Source organism: Muribaculum sp., assembly GCF_029051885.1.
Lineage (GTDB): Bacteria > Bacteroidota > Bacteroidia > Bacteroidales > Muribaculaceae > Muribaculum.
Genome location: NZ_JAIDKI010000168.1, coordinates 21,935 through 39,421, shown reverse-complemented (window position 1 = coordinate 39,421; position 17,487 = coordinate 21,935). Strand labels below are relative to the sequence as shown.

The window sequence follows — 17,487 nt, the reverse complement described above, 5'->3', positions numbered from 1 at the left end:
GTCATGTAGCTCGCTACACTCCTTCCTCATTGAGGAAAAATCAAACAAAAATCCTCTCGCCGGAAATATAAAATAATTTTTACGACTTACTTATCCGTAATAATTTATACGACATACTTATTAACATATCCTAAAGTTTTTAACCGGGATTTGATTTAATGTCAATTATGTGCTATATTTGTAGCTTTGAATAAAATTTGATTAAAATCAGTGCAACTTACCTTTGACGTAATCAAGCGCCTATCATGAAAAAATCCTTTTGTTATACCGCTTTGTCTGCGGCCATGGCCGTGGTTTCTTTAAGTGCCTCGGCACGCAGCACCCAGCTGCTTGAGAAAGGGTGGAAGTTCACCCGTGAGGACAACAGTGAATTCTCAATCCCATCTTACGACGACCGGTCGTGGCAGGCTGTGACCGTACCCCATGACTGGGCGATATACGGCCCCTTCAGCTGGCAGAACGACATGCAGAAAGTGGCTATTGCGCAGGACGGTCAGAAGGAGGCCATGGAGCATGCCGGACGCACCGGCGGCCTGCCGTTCGTAGGCACCGGATGGTATCGCAACGATATCGATATCCCCGCTCTTGCACCCGGCGAGCGCGTTACACTCAAGTTTGACGGCGCGATGTCCCATGCGCGCGTGTATGTCAACGGTAAGGAGGCCGGCTACTGGCCCTACGGCTACAACTCGTTCCATTTCGACATAACCGACCTGGTAAAGCCCGGTGAGAAAAACAATGTCGCCGTGAGGCTCGAGAATCTGCCCGAATCGTCACGATGGTATCCCGGAGCGGGTCTGTACCGCAATGTCCACCTTATAGTCACCGACGGAGCGCATATACCGGTGTGGGGCACATATATCACGACTCCTCAGGTCAGCAAGGAGTGGGCAAAGGTAGAGGTTGCTACTGAGGTACGCCTTCCCAAGGGAGCCGACGAGTCGAAGTACTCGCTCCGCACATCTATCTACTCCCCGTCGGGTGAGATGGTAAAGACTCTCACGACACCACTTTCGGCCATCCAATATAATGACAGCACCGTGCGCCAGTCGTTTGTCGTTGACAATCCGGCGCTGTGGTCGCCCGATGCTCCCCGGCTTTATGAAGCGAAGAGCGAGCTTATCGGAAACGACAAGGTGAAGGATGAGTATCTTACTACATTCGGCATACGCTCTATCGAGATACGCCCCAACGAGGGTTTCTTCCTCAACGGCGAGAAGACTGTGTTCAAGGGTGTCTGCAACCACCACGACCTCGGCCCGTTGGGTGCGGCTGTCAACGATGCCGCCATACGCAGGCAGATACGCATCCTCAAGGATATGGGATGCAACGCTATCCGCACATCCCACAATATGCCCGCTCCTGAGCTGATTAAGGCCTGCGATGAAATGGGCATGATGATAATGGCCGAGAGCTTCGACGAGTGGCGTCGCCCCAAGGTGAAAAACGGCTACAACCTCCTTTTTGACGAGTGGGCCGAGAAAGACCTTACTAATCTCATAAAGAATTACCGCAACAATCCCTCTGTTGTCATGTGGTGTATCGGCAACGAGGTGTCGGAGCAGTGGCATCCCGGCGATGTCAAGACCGCATATTTCCTCCAGAACATATGCCACCGTCTTGACCCGACACGTCCCGTCACCCAGGGTATGGATGGCCCCGACGCCGTGCTCAACAACAATTTCGCCGCCATAATGGATGTGGCCGGATTCAACTACCGTCCGTTTAAATATCCCGAGGCATATCAGAAACTCCCCCAGCAGATTGTGCTTGGCACAGAGACCGCCTCTACCGTAAGTTCGCGTGGTGTCTACAAGTTCCCTGTAGAGCGCAAGGCTATGGCGACATACGACGACCATCAGGCCTCAGGCTACGACGTGGAGCATTGCGGATGGTCCAACCTCCCCGAGGACGATTTCATCCAGCATGAGGATCTTCCCTACTGCATAGGCGAGTTTGTGTGGACCGGATTTGACTACCTCGGAGAGCCGACACCGTACTACACCAATTGGCCGAGCCACAGCTCGCTGTTTGGAATTGTCGACCTTGCCGGTATACCTAAGGACCGCTATTATCTCTACCGCAGCCACTGGAATCCTGAGGCATCTACCCTACATATTCTTCCTCACTGGACATTCCCCGGACGCGAGGGCGAGGTGACTCCGGTATTTGTCTACACCAACCATCCCGAGGCCGAACTGTTTATCAACGGTGTGAGCCAGGGACGTCGTAAAAAGGACCTTTCAGTAGGTATCGACAGCTCATATACCGAGGCCGCCCAGAAGAGTTTCGAGCGTCAGAAGCGCTACCGCCTCATGTGGATGGACACCAAGTATGAACCGGGTACCGTCACCGTAGTGGCCTACGATGCCGCCGGCACACCCGTCGATACAGCCGAAGTGCGCACCGCCGGCAAGCCTCACCATCTTGTGGTGACAGCCGACCGCGACAGTTATTTGGCCGACGGACGCGACATGGCGTTTATCAACGTAAAGGTTGTCGATAAGGATGGAAATCTGTGTCCCGATGCCTCGCAGAAAGTTAAATTCGCGGTAAAGGGCGCCGGCACATATCATGCTGCTGCCAACGGCGACGCATCGTCTCTCGAATCGTTCCAGGAGCCTCAGATGTCGCTGTTCCATGGTCAGCTTACTGCCGTTGTGCGCACCGCCGAAAAGCCGGGTGAGATTGTGTTCACCGCCTCGGCACCCGGAGTGAAATCTGCCAAAATAACTCTGAATTCTACAAAATAAGGCAGCTCTGCTATATCCACCTTATAGAGCCATTGCCCCGGCAACAGGGACAATGGCTCTCTTTATTTATATGTATGGGTGTCACATTATAGCCTGTTGTCTGAAAAGAAGTTCTTGATATGCGGCGATTGAAATAAATATTGTATATCTTTACGCAGGAATTATATAAATTTTGTAAACGATACACTTGCAATGCGAAAAATTATGTTATCAGCCGTTGCGCTGCTTCTCTACTTCGGTTTGGGTGGAGTGGCCGAGGTGATGGCCGCGGCTTTCACTCCGGTGCTGTACGGCAATCTGATTTATACCCGCACGTGGGGCGACGAGGATGCCACTCGTGCCGGTGTATACCGCTTCAATGCCTCCGATGCTCCTGAGGTGGCGCTGGAATATCACCCCGGTGAGGGCAATATCTATGCCAACGGCGGAGCTGTGTATGCCGACGGGAAATATTACGTGCTCACACATGTGCCCAATACCGGCAAAATACAGAAAAACACGCTCTATACCTACGATGCCGACACGTGGACTCTGATATCCGAAAAGGAGATACCGCTCTCGACATCCGCCTCCGATCTTACATGGTGTCCGGTCGACAGCAAGGTCTACGGTGTGTTCACCAACTCTACCTCGTCGGGCTATGTCTTCGGCACGCTCTGTCTTGACGACGGCGTTGTAAGTGAAATCAGGGATATCACGCTTATGGACGGAAATCGCCCTGTGTCGTTTCTCGCAGTCGCCGCCGACAAGAATGGCGATATCTATGGCATCGCGTCGACGGGCGATTTATATCGTTTCGACCGCCTCACGGGCGACTATACTCTTGTCGGTCCGACAGGCTTCGTGCCTGCCCTTTGGAATCAGTCGGGATGCTTCGACTTCACTACCGGCGAGCTGTACTGGGCCGCATGCAACGCCGACATTTCCGCGCTCTTTACCGTGGATACCTCGACCGGAGCCGCCACACGTGTCTGCACCTTTGCCGACGATGAGGAGTTCGTCGGGCTTTACTCTCTCAGCTCCGTGGCCGACCTCAAGGGGCCGCAGGCTGTCAGTTCGCTCGTCGTCGCTCTTGACCGCAACGCGCTTTCCGGCAAAATATCTTTCGACATGCCTTCCGCTACTATCTCCGGCGATGCCATTGCCGCCGACCTGGATTACACCGTAGAGGATGGCGGCACAGTCATCATGTCGGGCACAGCCGGGGCGGGTGCCTCGGTAGTGCGCGACATTACCTTGGCCGAAGGAGTACATACGCTTGTAGTGTATGCCACATCGTCCGACGGACGCGGCGCCTCCTCACGCCTCACCGTATATGCCGGAGATGACACTCCCGCAGTTCCGTCGGGATTGTCGGCTGTGAAGAATGGCGATGAGGTAATCATATCATGGAATGCTGTTGCCGATGGTGCCCACCGCGGATATATCGACCCATCGGCCGTTACCTATACAGTCACAAGAATGCCCGATGGGAGGGTGGTGGCTTCCGGCATTTCGACAACTTCATGCAAAGATACCGCCTTGCCATCCCTGCTCGGCGACTATACATACGAGGTAGCTGCATCATATGCCGGAAAGGAAGGCACACCTGCCGTATCCGTGCCTTTGACACTCGGCGCGACACTGTCGGCACCGTTGGCATTTGACCTTACCGACGAGGCTCAGTTCAAGTTTTTTACGGTAATCGATGCCAATGCCGACGGCACTACCTGGCAATGGAGCATCAACGGCACACGCTGCAACTACCACCGCACCAACAACACCGACGACTGGCTTGTCACTCCGCCCGTCGAACTCAAGGCCGGATATCGCTACACGATAGAAATCGAAGGCCGCTCGGGGAGCAACAGATATAAAGAGATGTTTGAGGTAAAGGCCGGACTGTCGCCGCAGGCCGATGCTCTCGGCATCACTGTGATAGAGCCTACGGCGCTCACCACAGGCAACCGCGAGACCGTAGCCGCGGTGTTCACACCCGATGCCGACGGTTCATACCATTTCGGTATCCACGGTATCAGCGAGAAATATATGAACGGGATATATATCTACTCATTCTCAGTCTCAGAGCCTGTGGCTCCGGGGGCTCCGGTCGCATCTCCAGCTCTTGTAGCTGAAGCCGCCCCGTCGGGAAAACTGGAAGCTACGGTCACGGCAGAGGCTCCCCTCAAGGCTGTCGACGGCTCTGCTATAGCCTCGCTGCTGAAAGCCGAGATTGTCAATCTTACTGTCGGCCATGTGGTCGCTGTCGTCGATAATCCTGAGCCTGGCGCGCAGGTATCGGTTACCGATGTCGCTCCGGTCAACGGCTTCAATGAGTATTCAGTAGTGTTCTACACCGAAGCCGGCAGGGGATATCCCGCTACAGTCAGTGTCTATGTCGGAGAGGATACGCCGCAGCCCGTGTCGGATGTGGTGTTGCGCCAGGAGGATGACAAAGCCGTGCTTGTATGGAAAGCTCCCGTGGAGGGCGTCAATGGCGGGTATGTGAATCCCGACCGCCTCACTTATCGTGTGGCTCTTTCGTCAGGTTCCGTTACCGTGGCGCCATCGCTTACGGAGTGTACCTTTACCGACGCTTCTCAACCGTCCGACGGCCAGAGGGTGCTTCAATATACGGTCTATGCCACAAGCGTGGCCGGAACGTCCGCGGGAGCACGCTCCAACAGTCTGACCTTCGGCACACCTTACGCGGCGCCGTTTGTCGAGTCATTTGCCGGCGGCAAGGAGGATATGTCGCCATGGGTCACCATAGTGGAGGAGGGCACAGGCTATCCGTCGTGGACACCCACAACAAAGGGTTACGACAATATCGACTACTCGCAGGACGGTGATGCAGGCTGGGTGAAATATTCCTCCAAAGGCACTGTCACTCTTGTCTCGCCGCTTGTGGATATTACGGCGCTCGACTCGCCTGTACTTAAATTCTGGATGATGTCGCCCGACGGGCCTGTCGCTCTTGATGTGATGGTGTCGGCCGATCAGGGACTTACATGGGAAACCCTGCGCTCGCTACAGGCTGAATGTGCCTCGTGGGAGTGTGTCACCATCGGTCTTGACCGATATGCCGCTACCAAGCGCTTCCAGGTAGCTTTCAGAGCCTCCACCGGCGATTACAACGATATGATGCTCGACAATATCCGCCTGACCGACGTCCGCACCGTAGACCTTGGCGTGGCTTCATTCTCAGGGCCCGGGCAGGTGACAGGGGGTACAACCGCCACATATACCGTGCGCCTTCTCAACGAGGGCTCTCAGGCTGCCGAGAAATACACGGTAGATATCTCGGCCGGCGACCGCGTGCTCGCCTCGTGCGATGGCATTCCGGTGGCTCCCGACAGTTTTGTGTCGCTATCTGTCGATGTGCCTGTGCCTGTCAATGTTGAGAGCCTCCTCCTCACTGCGGCGGTGACAGTCGACGGCGACGAGTATGCAGCCAACGATGAGGCGGTTCTGACTGTGTCGGTCGATGCTCCCCGTCTTCCTGTTGTCGGCTCGCTTTCGGCTGTCGACGCCGGTGGCGCTGTAAAGCTGACATGGGAACGTCCCGCAGAAGAGCGCAACCCGAGTCCGTTTACCGATAGCCTGGAGTCGCTTGACCCCTGGGATTTCGGTGGTGTCAGTGCTGGAAATCCCTTTGGCGCCATCGGAGATTACCATGTCTACGACGCCGACGGAGCGGCTACTGTAGCCATAAGTTCGTGGGCAAAACATCCCAACGCCTATGCGCCCATGGCATTCCAGGTGGCAAAGGCCGGGAAATATCCCGACCTTGACCTGTCGTCCTACGGAGTCAATGCCCGTTCGGGGGCATGCTCTTTTGTAGTGTGGGGTGCGGCCGAGGGTGCAAGTTCCGACTGGCTCATTCTGCCCGAACTGTTCCCGGGAGAAACCACCGTATCATTCTGGGCGCATGCGGCGGCTGTAAGCTACGGACAGATACGGCCTGAGAAAATCGAGATACTCTACTCGTCTAAAGGACGTGATATTGCCGACTTCACCATCTATGGCGAGCCCTTTGAGGTGCCCAACGGATGGAGCACCGACCCGGAGAAAGGTTTCCGAAAATATGAGGTCACGCTCCCTGACGATGCGAGATATGCCGCAATCCGCACGAGCCTGTCTACGCAGGACAACAAGGCCATCGTCATCGACGACATCACATTTGTGCCGGCTTCGGCTTCTATGGAGCGGCTTGAGATACGCGGTTACAACATATACCGCGACGGCGAGAGAATCGCATGGTCCGACGTAGAGGAATATCTCGATGCCACACCAGGCGCCGGAGGAACGCATATATACAACGTGACTACCGCCTACCATGTAGGTGAATCGCCATTCTCCAACGATGCCGGTGTGGTCACTTCGGGCATTGACTCCATCGCCGTCGATACAGCCGTCGATGCTGTGCGCTATTACAATCTTCAGGGCATGGAGGTGCGTACCCCCGTAAAAGGAAACGTATATATAATACGCCTTTCCGACGGTACCACAGTTAAGCGTGTGTTCTGACGCTGACACATTGCCCGCAATCATAACAACGTGATAAAAATAAGATGGAGCACCTTGCACAAGGGACTCCATCTTTTTTCTTGAGATCTATCGGGAACATACGGCCGGCGACTATTTCATCCGCCATTAACCACAATTGGGATTTCTTATCCCGCCGCTATTCCGCGTATCTGCAACTACAACACGTGGTTTGAGTCAAATGTTTTATTTATAGGTGTTAAATTCTCTGTACTAAAACATTAGAGCTTGTTTTTCGAAGCATTTTTACATATATTTGTAAATTAATTTAAATAATTCATTATGCGGAAACTCTTAGCCCCCGTTCACCAATATTTGTTAACGCGGTCTAAGCTAATCCGGATTTGTAGTGCGTGAAAACAAAATCCGGGTTGATGTGTTATAAAACATGTCTGCCATTTCGCATAATCTGGAATTTATTACCTATCTTTGCATCGTAACATCAGAAATGCCACGGTCAAAGAGCCGGCAGGCGTAAGTTCAGTATAAGGGTCTCGCCCGGAAAGGTCGAGATTCCTTTAATTTTTTTGTCAATTAAAAAAACATCAATAATGGCTATCACTTACATGACCCGCGAAGGGTACAAGAAGAAGATGGACGAAATCGCATATCTTGAGAGTGTTAAGCGTCCTGAAATATCACGAGCTATCGCTGAGGCCCGCGACAAGGGCGACCTTTCCGAGAACTCCGAATACGATGCCGCCAAGGAGGCTCAGGGAATGCTCGAGATGAAGATTGCCCAACTCAAGGATCTTGTGGCCAATGCCCGTATTCTTGACGAGTCAAAACTCAATACCGAAGAGGTGCAGGTGCTCAACAAGGTCAAGATACGCAATGTGGCCAACGGCATGACCATGGAGTATACCATCGTTGCCGACTCCGAGGCCAATCTCCGCGAAAAGAAACTCGCTCAGTCTACCCCGGTGGCACAGGGCCTGCTCGGCCACAAACTCGGTGAAGTGGTCGAGATAAAAATACCTGCCGGTACGGCTAAATTCGAGATTGTCGAGATTTCATTCTGATACACCACAGGCACCCACGATTATGGCAAGCATATTCTCAAGAATAGTAGCCGGCGAGATACCGAGCTACAAGGTGGCCGAGGACGACCGCCACTATGCCTTTCTTGATATCAGTCCGGTAGCGGCCGGCCACACTCTGGTGATTCCCAAGCGCGAGGTCGATTACATATTCGACCTGTCCGACGAGGAGTACGCCTCCCTCCAGCTCTTTGCCAAGAAAGTGGCAGCAGCCATAAAGAAGGCGGTACCCTGCAAGCGCGTTGGCGTGGCTGTAATGGGGTTGGAAGTGCCCCACGCCCATATCCACCTTGTGCCTATCAACCGCGAGGCCGATATGAACTTCTTTGGCGAGCATCTCTCGATGCAGCCCGAGGAGATGGCATCTATGGCCGCCTCCATTGCCGCTGCGATGGAATAGACCGACATAATTACGGATTGCTCTGAAAAAATGGAGCACTCCGCCAACACATTACGACGGTAGATTGTTGTTGACAATATATAACAACTTTCTACCGTCTTTATTATGTTACGCCATTTGCTTTTGGCCGGCATGTGTGCCGCCTCTTTATCCTCGTTTGCCCAGATTAATGCCGAGCAGCCGGCGCCGAAGTCTGATACCGACCACGGCCACAAAATCATATATTTCGGCGACGGAACAGCCGAATCGGGTTCGTCGGAGGAGATGATTAGCAAATTTTATTTCGACCAGTTCCGCCACGCCCACGACCCGCTTGCGCCATATTTCATGTTTATGAGCCGCGACTCAAAACTTGCGCTTGGCATAGGTGGCAAGTTCAACGCCACGGCCTACTACGATTGGAACGGCACCATCGACGACAATGGCTTCATCCCCTTTGAGATACCGATGTCGCGCGACAATACCCAGCGTCATCGTATCGGTGCATCGGTCAGTGAGTCGCATCTGTTTCTGCGCCTGTTCGGAAAATCCGACCGCTTCGGGTGGTATCAGCTGTATATACAGGCGAAATTTACCGGTAGCGGCATGAACGGGTATGGATTCAAGCTCAGCAAGGCATATGCAAGTGTCGGCGACTGGACTCTCGGTTATGCGTCGACCACATTTGCCGACCCCGCCGCATGCCCCAACACAGTCGACCCCCAAGGCCCTAATGCCGAGGTCTCCGAAACGACATTCCTTATCCGCTATATGCATACCTTCAAAGGGAATCATTGGAGTATTGCCGCATCGGTGGAGGCTCCTGACCTTCAGGTGCCGACATACCCCGGCATAGCTACCGCATGTAATGCCTACATGCCCGACTTTGCGGCTTTCGGACAGTACCAGTGGGCCGACGGACTCTACCATGTAAGGCTGTCGGGTATACTACGCGGGCTTGAGTACCGTGATGATATAACAGCCGAAAATCATCGTACCATAGGGTGGGGCGCCCATCTCAGCGCCGTCGCCAATCCGCTCCCCTCCACAGTGTTGTACGGAGGTATAAATGCCGGCAAGGGTATCGCGTCGCTCAACAACGACCTGCAGTGCGACAGCCGCGGACTTGATATGCTCCCCTCGGAATGGAATCCCGGAGCCATGCATGCCGCCAAATCTCTCGCATGGTATGCCGCCCTTCAGTACAATTTCCGTCCCGACCTGTATTCTACCGTGATGTTCAGTGAGGTACGCCTCTTCCCCGGCGATATAAAGGACGGAGGCATGTACAAATATGGCCTCTACGGCGCTGCCAATATATTCTGGAATCCGACCTCGCGTCTGCTCCTGGGCGCCGAATATGATTTTGGCGCACGCAAAAACCTCAGCGGCGACCGCCGTTGGGTCAACCGCATAGGCCTCACCTGCCAGTACAGCTTCTGAAACAATCTCTTGCATTTGCGCCGCATACTTCCTACCTTTGCGTAAACCACATAGCGAAAATATGCAACGCGTACTGTTCCACTCAACAATATTCGGCCCGATACATTCGCGCCGCCTCGGCACGTCGCTCGGCGTGAACCTTTCGCCAAATGACGGCAAGATATGTTCGTTCGACTGTGTATACTGCGAGGCCGGATGGAATGCCCAGGGGGCCGGCACCACCGGACTCCCCTGCCGTGCCGATGTGAAGCGCGACCTTGAGGCCCGGCTTGACGAAATGAAATCGAGAGGAGAGTCGCTCGACGTGATTACATTCTCCGGTAACGGCGAGCCGACTCTGCATCCCGACTTCGAGGGTATTATAGCCGATACGGTGGAGGCGCGCGACCGTTTCTTTCCCGACGCCAAGGTGTCGGTGCTCTGCAACTCCACCCGTCTTGACCGAGAGGATGTAAGGCGAGGTCTGATGATGGCCGACAACTGCATCCTCAAGCTCGATTCTGCCCTTACCCCTACGATGAGGCTTATCGACCAGCCCAACTCGCCGTCGTTCACCTGCGAGACGCTTATCCCGCAGTTGGCCGCGATGGGCGACCGATGTATCATCCAGACCATGCTCCTGCGCGGCAATCACGACGGCCATCATATCGACAACACTGTCGATGAGGAGATTGAAGCGCTCATCGAGGCATACCGCCGCATCCGTCCGCGCGAGGTGATGCTCTATTCCATTGACCGTGCCACGCCCGAGGCCGACCTCCGGAAGGTGGAGCGACCCGAGCTCGACGCCATAGCCGCACGCATTGCCGACGCTACCGGCATCAAGATAGTCACCGCCTGACCCAGCTGCCACGTATGGATACGATATTTCCCCGCTCCATAGCGCCAGGCGACAAGGTAGCCATCCTCTCGCCCGCAAGCATCATCAATCCCGAGTATGTCGATGGCGCATGTCGTTGGCTTAGGCAGCGCGGCTATCAGCCGGTGGTTGAGCCACATACGCTCGGCTCGGGCGGCTCCTACAGCGGCACTCCCGCCGAGCGGCTCGCCGACTTCCGCGCGGCCCTGGCCGACCCCGATGTGCGCGCCGTGCTCTGTTCGCGCGGAGGCTACGGCGCCGTGCATCTTATCCCGGAATTTCCGGTAGATGAATGGCTCGCCGATCCGCGCTGGCTAATCGGATTCAGCGACATATCAGCGCTTCACGCCATGCTCAATTCGCGGGGAATAGTCAGCGTACATGCCTCCATGTGCAAGGCGCTCGCTCTGCGTGAGGCCGATGATGCCGACAATAGCCGCTTATTCTCCATCCTTGAGGGCGCACGACCCGCCTATGGCGTTGACCCTCACCCGTTCAACCGCTTGGGCGAGGCGTCAGGATGTCTGCGCGGCGGCAATCTTGCCGTAATAGCCGACCTTATTGCCACGCCTGTCTCACCATTCGCCGACCCCGAGGGCACCATTCTCTTTATTGAGGACATCGCCGAGCCAATCTATAAGGTAGAGCGCATCCTGTGGCAGCTGCGCCTCATGGGCTTCCTCGACCGCGTGGCCGGCATCATCATCGGACAGTTTACCGATTACCGTCCCGACCGCAATTTCCCCGATATGTACACTATGCTCGACGCAGCCCTCTCAGGCGTCACATGCCCCGTGGCCTTCAACTTCCCCGTAGGCCACGTCGACCACAACCTCCCGCTACTCTCCGGCGCTCCCGCCACCCTCTCCGTCACCCCCGCCTTAGCCACCCTTAGCTTTGTGTGAGAATATTCCCTGGAATGGCTAAAGTGACATTCAAAAATTTGTTCTTTTAAAATAAATTGGTAACTTTGGATAAATTCGGAATGATATAAATGAAATATAAAATCCGTGATATATTTGAGTATATTATAGCCTTGGTGAATGAGTTTGCCAAGAGGTTTAATTTGTCTGACAAGCAGGCATACAATTATATCAAACGTCATAAGGGGGTTGACTTTATCGAAAAGAATTATGGCATAATCCATACTCTGGATTTTAATGAAGCCGTCGAAAGTGTAGCCGCTTATTGTCGCAGATCGGGAGGCAAATTATGATACTCTACCACGGTTCAAATATGGTCATTGACAGGATAGACCTTGAAAAATCTAAACCTAATAAGGATTTTGGCAGGGGGTTCTATTTGTCGGAGAATGAAACACAGGCTAAAGAAATGGCTGTATTTAAATCAATGCAGTTAGGAGGTGAGCCTGTGGTTACAAAATTTGAATTTGACAAAGATATATTGAATTCCTCCGCTCTGCATACACGAATTTTCGAAGATTATTCAGAGGAGTGGGCTGATTTTGTGTTTTCTAATCGCGAAGGATTACAGACTGAAAATATGATATCGTTTACGGGCCTATCGCTAACGACAAAATCGGGCTGCAAATACGCAAACTCAAGGATGGAAGTATAGACAAAGCTGAGTTTCTGAATCGGCTGAAATATATGAAGGGGATTACATATCAGTACTACTTTGGTTCTGAGTCTGCAATCGGATATCTTACAAAAATATGACGGATAACGATTTTAAATATATGACTGAGGCAATGGCGGCTGATTTGGCCGAATTGCTATCTCGCGACTTTGGAATGAGCATATCCGAGTCGTTGGATACATTGTACAATTCTGATACCTATGCAAAACTCATAGATCCGGCTACCGGCCTTTATTTCCAAAGCACGCAGTATGTCTATTCGTTCCTTAAAAATGAGTTGACAACCGGAAAAATAGCTTGATTTTTTAAGAGCCAATAAGCGGAAGAGATTATCCTCTAATTGCTTTTGTTTAATTGAACAATGGTTTAAGGGCCCTTTGGATTGCTTCCCTAACATCGTCAGCTTCCGTTTCTCCTTGCCCTTCTGCTGTACAAGTACAAATTGGGCGTTGTGTATATGCTGATATGAACTGAATTGTGACCTCAATTGAATATCCCAGATTGACATTTCTTCTGCCGGTTTCTCCAAAGTTCACAATCATTGTTTCCTTTGCATTATTGGGATTTACCTCATTGACTTGTATAAACCCATTATTAAAAAGAATTCCAGATATTAGAGACGCAGGATTGATGGATTTTGTAGGACCGCCATAAACGCCATATTTATTACCATACACTCCCGAATTTGAAGTATAATCTCCTGTCGGTGATATGTAGAAATATCGGTAATTATTGATAGAATCATCAAAAGTATGGATAACGGGAGGACGCATTGAAGCGCATCCCCCCAATATGCATGCTACCAATAAGGAAAACAGGCACATGCCGATGATTTTATAAATCTTCCCCATTTGCTCGGTTGTATTCGTTATCATAGAACATGGTTATGTAGTATTTACCGTAAAGGTCAGAAATCATAAACCATACAGGCTTATTAGTGTATAACTCTATCATATATTCAAGAGCCTTTTTCATCATCTCACTTTTCATCTCCCCTGTTGGATTGGCAAGTTGCTCGGGAGTATATTTTTCCGTTAAGATTGGGATTATTTTTTCTTGTATGAGTGTCGTGTCTGATAATTCAACGGGGTGTTGATAGAAAATGGCTTCATAACGCTTGTTATTTACTGTTATGGCGTATGAAATATCTTCGTCATCAGGTATTATATAATCATCCATTGACATATATTTGGGGTTCTTCTTAAACTGACGGCATAGGTTATTGAAACGAATCTTTATGGAGCGTTCGTCAACAGGGTTTGCATCGCATACCATTATACGACATACTTTATCTCCATTGGTGACAATATGGACGTTGACATCCATTCCGTTGAACTCCCCCTCCAACACATCTTTTTTGTATGAGTTCGCTTTAAAGCCCTTAGCTTTTAATTTTTGAATCATGGCAGACTTACTGCCATCAATAGGAATTCCGAGAAACTGGGTTACATCTTTTTGAGCGTATGCAGCACAAATGGTAACCAAAGCTAAGATAAAGCCGGCGATTGTCTTTTTCATAATCTAACTAAACGCACTCAGTTACCATAAGCGCAAATAAAAATTAAGAAGCGTGGAACTGTAATGCCACGTCTTAATGCGAAGGTGGTAGGAATACCTTGATGAGCAGATGTGGGAATAACAGCCCCACGCATATGCGTGGAGACCATTACGCCATCTCTTGCTCATGTGAATAAAGTTTCCTACGCTTTTCGCATACAAGAAGAAGACATAACGCCTCTTTTTTCAAAATGTCATGATTGGACTACTCCCAATCAACGGCAAAGTTACGACTTTTTGCGTTGCAGGTCAATAGGCTGTGCAAAATAAGTAGGCCCTATATCACACAGATTCTTTATTTTTAACGAATCTGTGTTATTGTATATATAGGTAATATTTCTAAGCCAATCGTTGTTGAAGCAAATAAAGAGATTAACTATGTTGCAACATTGAATATTGACATGTCTCGTCAACCATATTTTAATGGGGATTTTAAATTGATACATGGAATGATGGGAGAACCGCATATAATCACACAGAAAAAGAGCATTAATTGTTAGCCTTATAAATTGAATAAATGAAATGTGTAGATATATTATGATAAATGTATAAAATATGCCTGTTAATTTCAGCAGGAATTCTGTGCGATATTGTCGGAAAAACGCTAACTTTGTGGTTGAAAGAGTGGGGCGCCGCATAATCAGGCAGAGCGTCTCCCCGCAAAAAGCACTATGATAGAACTGAACCAGAGAGCCGAAGCAGTGCTTCGCCAAACGGTTGCGCGTCTGAGCGACGGCGACAACCTCACCAACATCTGCCCTTCGCAATGGCGAGGGGAGCCGTTGCCGTCGCAGGAGGCGGTGCGCGACATTGTCACGCTCTCTCGTGCGTTGGTGTTCCCAGGATTCTTTGGCGACAGCGATGTCACCCGCGAAAATGTGCTTTACTTTACCGGCCTGTGGATGGAAAAACTCTACCATCTGCTTGTTGAGCAGATACATGCCGGCATATCAATGAGCACGTGCACCGACACAATGCCGCAGTACGATGCCATACAGCGCGAAGCCGCTGCCAAAGCTATTGCATTTATAGAGACCCTTCCCGAGCTGCGCCGAGTGCTCAACACCGATGTCGAGGCTACATATCATGGCGACCCTGCCGCCGACTCAGTGCAGGAAGTGATATACTGCTATCCCGGCATAAAGGCCATCGCCAACTACCGTATAGCCCACGAGCTCGTAAAGCTCGGCGTGCCCATAATACCCCGCATGATAAGCGAGCGCGCCCACAGCGAGACCGGAATCGACATACACCCCGCCGCCACTATCGGCGAATCGTTCACCATCGACCATGGCACGGGTGTGGTAATCGGAGCGACTGCGATACTCGGACACCACGTAAAGATATACCAGGGAGTGACACTCGGAGCAAAGAGCTTCGACCTCGACGAATCGGGAAATCCGATAAAAGGGATACCCCGCCATCCAATAATCGGAAACAATGTGATAATCTACAGCAACGCCTCGATACTCGGGCGCATTACTGTAGGCGACAACGCCATAATAGGCGGTAATATATGGGTGACCAACGATGTGGCGCCCGGCGAACGACTCATACAGGCAAAGGCCGACAATATACTTAGAATAAAGCAGTGATGAAATCGGAAAATTTTGAAATGGTAGCCAAGACCTTCCAGGGACTGGAAGATGTGCTTGCCGGCGAACTTACACGCCTCGGTGCCGAAAATGTGACCCCCGGAAGGCGCATGGTATCGTTTACTGGCGACAACGAGATGCTCTATAAGGCTAATCTCTGCTGCCGCACAGCCCTGAGAATACTCAAGCCAATATGCAAGTTTACGGCATCCGACCCCGATACTCTTTATGATATGGTCAAGGAGATGGACTGGAGCTCACTGCTCTCTGTCGACAAGACTTTCTCCATCGACCCCGTGGTAAATTCCGATACATTCACCCACTCGCGCTATGTGACATATCGCGTGAAGGACGCTATCGTCGACTACTTCCAGGATCGTCTCGGCGAGGGCAAGCGTCCCGGCGTGCGTCTCCAGGATGCCGACGTGATGATCAACGTGCATATCGACGGCAATCGCGTCACCATGTCGCTCGACTCATCGGGCGAGTCGCTCCACAAGCGCGGCTATCGCGTGGCTCAGACCGAAGCCCCCATCAACGAGGTGCTTGCGGCAGGCATATTGCTCAAGGCCGGCTACGACGGACAGTGCCCGCTCGTCGACCCGATGTGTGGCTCAGGCACATTCCTCATCGAGGCCGCGATGATTGCAGCCAACATCAACCCCGGCGTATACCGCCGCAACTTTGCATTCGAGCAGTGGCCCGACTTCGACGAGGAGCTGTTCGAGCGTCTCTACAACGACGATTCATCGGAGCGCACCCCCGAATATCCTATCCTCGGCGCCGACATATCGCCCAAAGCGATTGCTATTGCCGAGAAAAATATCAAGCAGGCCGGAGTAGGCCGCTGGGTCGACCTTCAGATCAAGCCTATAGCCAAGTGGGAGGAGGCTCCCGCCGCAGGCATACTTGTGTCTAACCCCCCTTACGGCGAGCGTATTTCAGTCGACGATATGGCCTCGCTGTATTCTACCATCGGCAACCGTCTTAAAAATGTGTTCAAGGGATACCACGCATGGATTATCGGCTATCAGGATGAACACATGCGCCATATCGGCCTCGCCCCATCCCACAAAATCAGCCTCTACAACGGTTCGCTGGAGTGCGAGCTGCGCGAATACGAGATATTCGAGGGCGACTACAAGAGCTTCCGCAGCGAGGGCAACCGTCTGAACAAGGATACTGCTCCTCAGCGCGGTAAGGGCAATCGCCGCAAGACCGACGACGAATGGCGCCGCGATGCGCGCAAGAAAGGATTTGGTGGCCGCGACGGCGACAATCCGCGCTTCCGCAAAGGCTCCGACCGCCCGCAGCGCAAGCCTAATGCTCTTGAAGAGAAATATCGTGCCAAACCTCTCGGACGCAAGAAGCGCTACGACGATGATGAAGAACGCCCCAACGGATTCGGCCGCAAGCCTTCATTTGGAGGAAAGCCCTTTGCCCGACGCGACGACAGCAAGCCTTTCGCCCGCAGGAATGACGGAAAGCCGGCAGCACGCCGCGATGAAGCTCCCGCTGTCGAGTCGGAAAACCCGCTGGCAAAACGCCGCAACCAGGCCCTGCTCGACAAGATTATGAACCGCGACTCTCAGCCCCAGCCGCTGGCACGACGCGGATGGCGTCGCGTAAAAGGCAACGATACCGACTCTTCTGCCGCACAGTCCTCCGAAGATTGATTCCGGCCGGCTATCCCGTCAAGAATCCATCCACTTACATAGACAATACAACCACAAAG

At 52.2% G+C, this 17,487-nt stretch carries 13 protein-coding genes and 1 pseudogene; 12 read left to right on the top strand and 2 right to left on the bottom strand.

Annotated features, from left to right (window positions below; all coding sequences use genetic code 11):
• The first annotated feature begins 245 nt into the window (after nucleotides 1-245).
• The 10 genes and pseudogenes from galB (at nucleotide 246) to K2I50_RS07345 (ending at nucleotide 12,901) form a co-directional block, all read left to right on the top strand.
• Nucleotides 246-2,753 carry a beta-galactosidase GalB gene (galB, locus tag K2I50_RS07390; protein ID WP_526022967.1) on the top strand — a complete coding sequence of 836 codons (2,508 nt, stop codon included), beginning with the start codon at nucleotides 246-248 and terminating at the stop codon, nucleotides 2,751-2,753.
• A gap of 204 nt (nucleotides 2,754-2,957) precedes the next feature.
• Nucleotides 2,958-7,262 (top strand): choice-of-anchor J domain-containing protein, encoded by a 4,305-nt coding sequence (locus K2I50_RS07385; protein WP_301025686.1) that lies wholly within the window; start codon nucleotides 2,958-2,960, stop codon nucleotides 7,260-7,262.
• A 569-nt stretch (nucleotides 7,263-7,831) separates the two neighbouring features.
• On the top strand, nucleotides 7,832-8,302 hold the full coding sequence (gene greA / locus K2I50_RS07380) for a transcription elongation factor GreA (RefSeq protein WP_301025685.1): 471 nt from the start codon (nucleotides 7,832-7,834) through the stop codon (nucleotides 8,300-8,302).
• A 22-nt stretch (nucleotides 8,303-8,324) separates the two neighbouring features.
• The gene (locus tag K2I50_RS07375; RefSeq protein WP_301025684.1) at nucleotides 8,325-8,720 is read left to right on the top strand and encodes an HIT family protein; all 396 of its coding nucleotides are present in this window, start codon (nucleotides 8,325-8,327) and stop codon (nucleotides 8,718-8,720) included.
• Between the two features lie 105 nt (nucleotides 8,721-8,825).
• A complete protein-coding gene (locus K2I50_RS07370) occupies nucleotides 8,826-10,142 on the top strand; it encodes a DcaP family trimeric outer membrane transporter (protein WP_301025682.1) in 1,317 nt (438 codons plus the stop codon).
• Nucleotides 10,143-10,203: 61 nt separating this feature from the next.
• The gene (locus K2I50_RS07365; RefSeq protein ID WP_301025680.1) at nucleotides 10,204-10,983 is read left to right on the top strand and encodes a radical SAM protein; all 780 of its coding nucleotides are present in this window, start codon (nucleotides 10,204-10,206) and stop codon (nucleotides 10,981-10,983) included.
• A gap of 14 nt (nucleotides 10,984-10,997) precedes the next feature.
• A complete protein-coding gene (locus K2I50_RS07360) occupies nucleotides 10,998-11,906 on the top strand; it encodes a S66 peptidase family protein (protein WP_301025678.1) in 909 nt (302 codons plus the stop codon).
• Nucleotides 11,907-11,995: 89 nt separating this feature from the next.
• Nucleotides 11,996-12,217, top strand: a complete 222-nt coding sequence (locus K2I50_RS07355) for a DUF3791 domain-containing protein (protein ID WP_301025676.1) — start codon at nucleotides 11,996-11,998, stop codon at nucleotides 12,215-12,217.
• Nucleotides 12,214-12,680 (top strand): annotated as a pseudogene (locus K2I50_RS07350) (DUF3990 domain-containing protein). The gene K2I50_RS07355 and the pseudogene K2I50_RS07350 overlap by 4 nt, the downstream one beginning before the upstream one ends.
• A complete protein-coding gene (locus tag K2I50_RS07345; protein ID WP_301025674.1) occupies nucleotides 12,677-12,901 on the top strand; it encodes a hypothetical protein in 225 nt (74 codons plus the stop codon). Before K2I50_RS07350 ends, K2I50_RS07345 begins: the two are co-directional and overlap by 4 nt.
• Before the next feature lie 49 nt (nucleotides 12,902-12,950).
• On the opposite strand, the gene K2I50_RS07340 is transcribed toward K2I50_RS07345, so the two are convergent.
• Entirely contained in the window at nucleotides 12,951-13,451 is a 501-nt protein-coding gene (locus K2I50_RS07340) for an alkaline shock response membrane anchor protein AmaP (protein WP_246863590.1), read from the bottom strand.
• Nucleotides 13,435-14,118, bottom strand: coding sequence for a hypothetical protein (locus K2I50_RS07335; protein WP_301025672.1), 684 nt, complete (start codon nucleotides 14,116-14,118; stop codon nucleotides 13,435-13,437). The genes K2I50_RS07340 and K2I50_RS07335 overlap by 17 nt, the downstream gene beginning before the upstream one ends.
• 710 nt (nucleotides 14,119-14,828) lie before the next feature.
• Here K2I50_RS07335 and K2I50_RS07330 point away from each other — a divergent pair.
• Complete coding sequence (locus K2I50_RS07330) at nucleotides 14,829-15,752, top strand: serine O-acetyltransferase (RefSeq protein WP_301025670.1); 924 nt, start codon at nucleotides 14,829-14,831, stop codon at nucleotides 15,750-15,752.
• Entirely contained in the window at nucleotides 15,752-17,428 is a 1,677-nt protein-coding gene (locus K2I50_RS07325) for a THUMP domain-containing protein (RefSeq protein ID WP_301025668.1), read from the top strand. The genes K2I50_RS07330 and K2I50_RS07325 overlap by 1 nt, the downstream gene beginning before the upstream one ends.
• Nucleotides 17,429-17,487: the final 59 nt, after the last annotated feature.

What these genes read in the sequence shown, in the direction of transcription:
- K2I50_RS07360 (WP_301025678.1), top strand. Translation starts at nt 10,998, where the DNA reads ATGGATACGATATTTCCCCGCTCCATAGCGCCAGGCGACAAGGTAGCC.
- K2I50_RS07385 (WP_301025686.1), top strand. Translation starts at nt 2,958, where the DNA reads ATGTTATCAGCCGTTGCGCTGCTTCTCTACTTCGGTTTGGGTGGAGTG.
- K2I50_RS07345 (WP_301025674.1), top strand. Translation starts at nt 12,677, where the DNA reads ATGACGGATAACGATTTTAAATATATGACTGAGGCAATGGCGGCTGAT.
- K2I50_RS07375 (WP_301025684.1), top strand. Translation starts at nt 8,325, where the DNA reads ATGGCAAGCATATTCTCAAGAATAGTAGCCGGCGAGATACCGAGCTAC.
- K2I50_RS07365 (WP_301025680.1), top strand. Translation starts at nt 10,204, where the DNA reads ATGCAACGCGTACTGTTCCACTCAACAATATTCGGCCCGATACATTCG.
- galB (WP_526022967.1), top strand. Translation starts at nt 246, where the DNA reads ATGAAAAAATCCTTTTGTTATACCGCTTTGTCTGCGGCCATGGCCGTG.
- K2I50_RS07340 (WP_246863590.1), bottom strand. Translation starts at nt 13,451, where the DNA reads ATGGGGAAGATTTATAAAATCATCGGCATGTGCCTGTTTTCCTTATTG.
- K2I50_RS07335 (WP_301025672.1), bottom strand. Translation starts at nt 14,118, where the DNA reads ATGAAAAAGACAATCGCCGGCTTTATCTTAGCTTTGGTTACCATTTGT.
- K2I50_RS07325 (WP_301025668.1), top strand. Translation starts at nt 15,752, where the DNA reads ATGAAATCGGAAAATTTTGAAATGGTAGCCAAGACCTTCCAGGGACTG.
- K2I50_RS07330 (WP_301025670.1), top strand. Translation starts at nt 14,829, where the DNA reads ATGATAGAACTGAACCAGAGAGCCGAAGCAGTGCTTCGCCAAACGGTT.
- K2I50_RS07355 (WP_301025676.1), top strand. Translation starts at nt 11,996, where the DNA reads ATGAAATATAAAATCCGTGATATATTTGAGTATATTATAGCCTTGGTG.
- K2I50_RS07370 (WP_301025682.1), top strand. Translation starts at nt 8,826, where the DNA reads ATGTTACGCCATTTGCTTTTGGCCGGCATGTGTGCCGCCTCTTTATCC.
- greA (WP_301025685.1), top strand. Translation starts at nt 7,832, where the DNA reads ATGGCTATCACTTACATGACCCGCGAAGGGTACAAGAAGAAGATGGAC.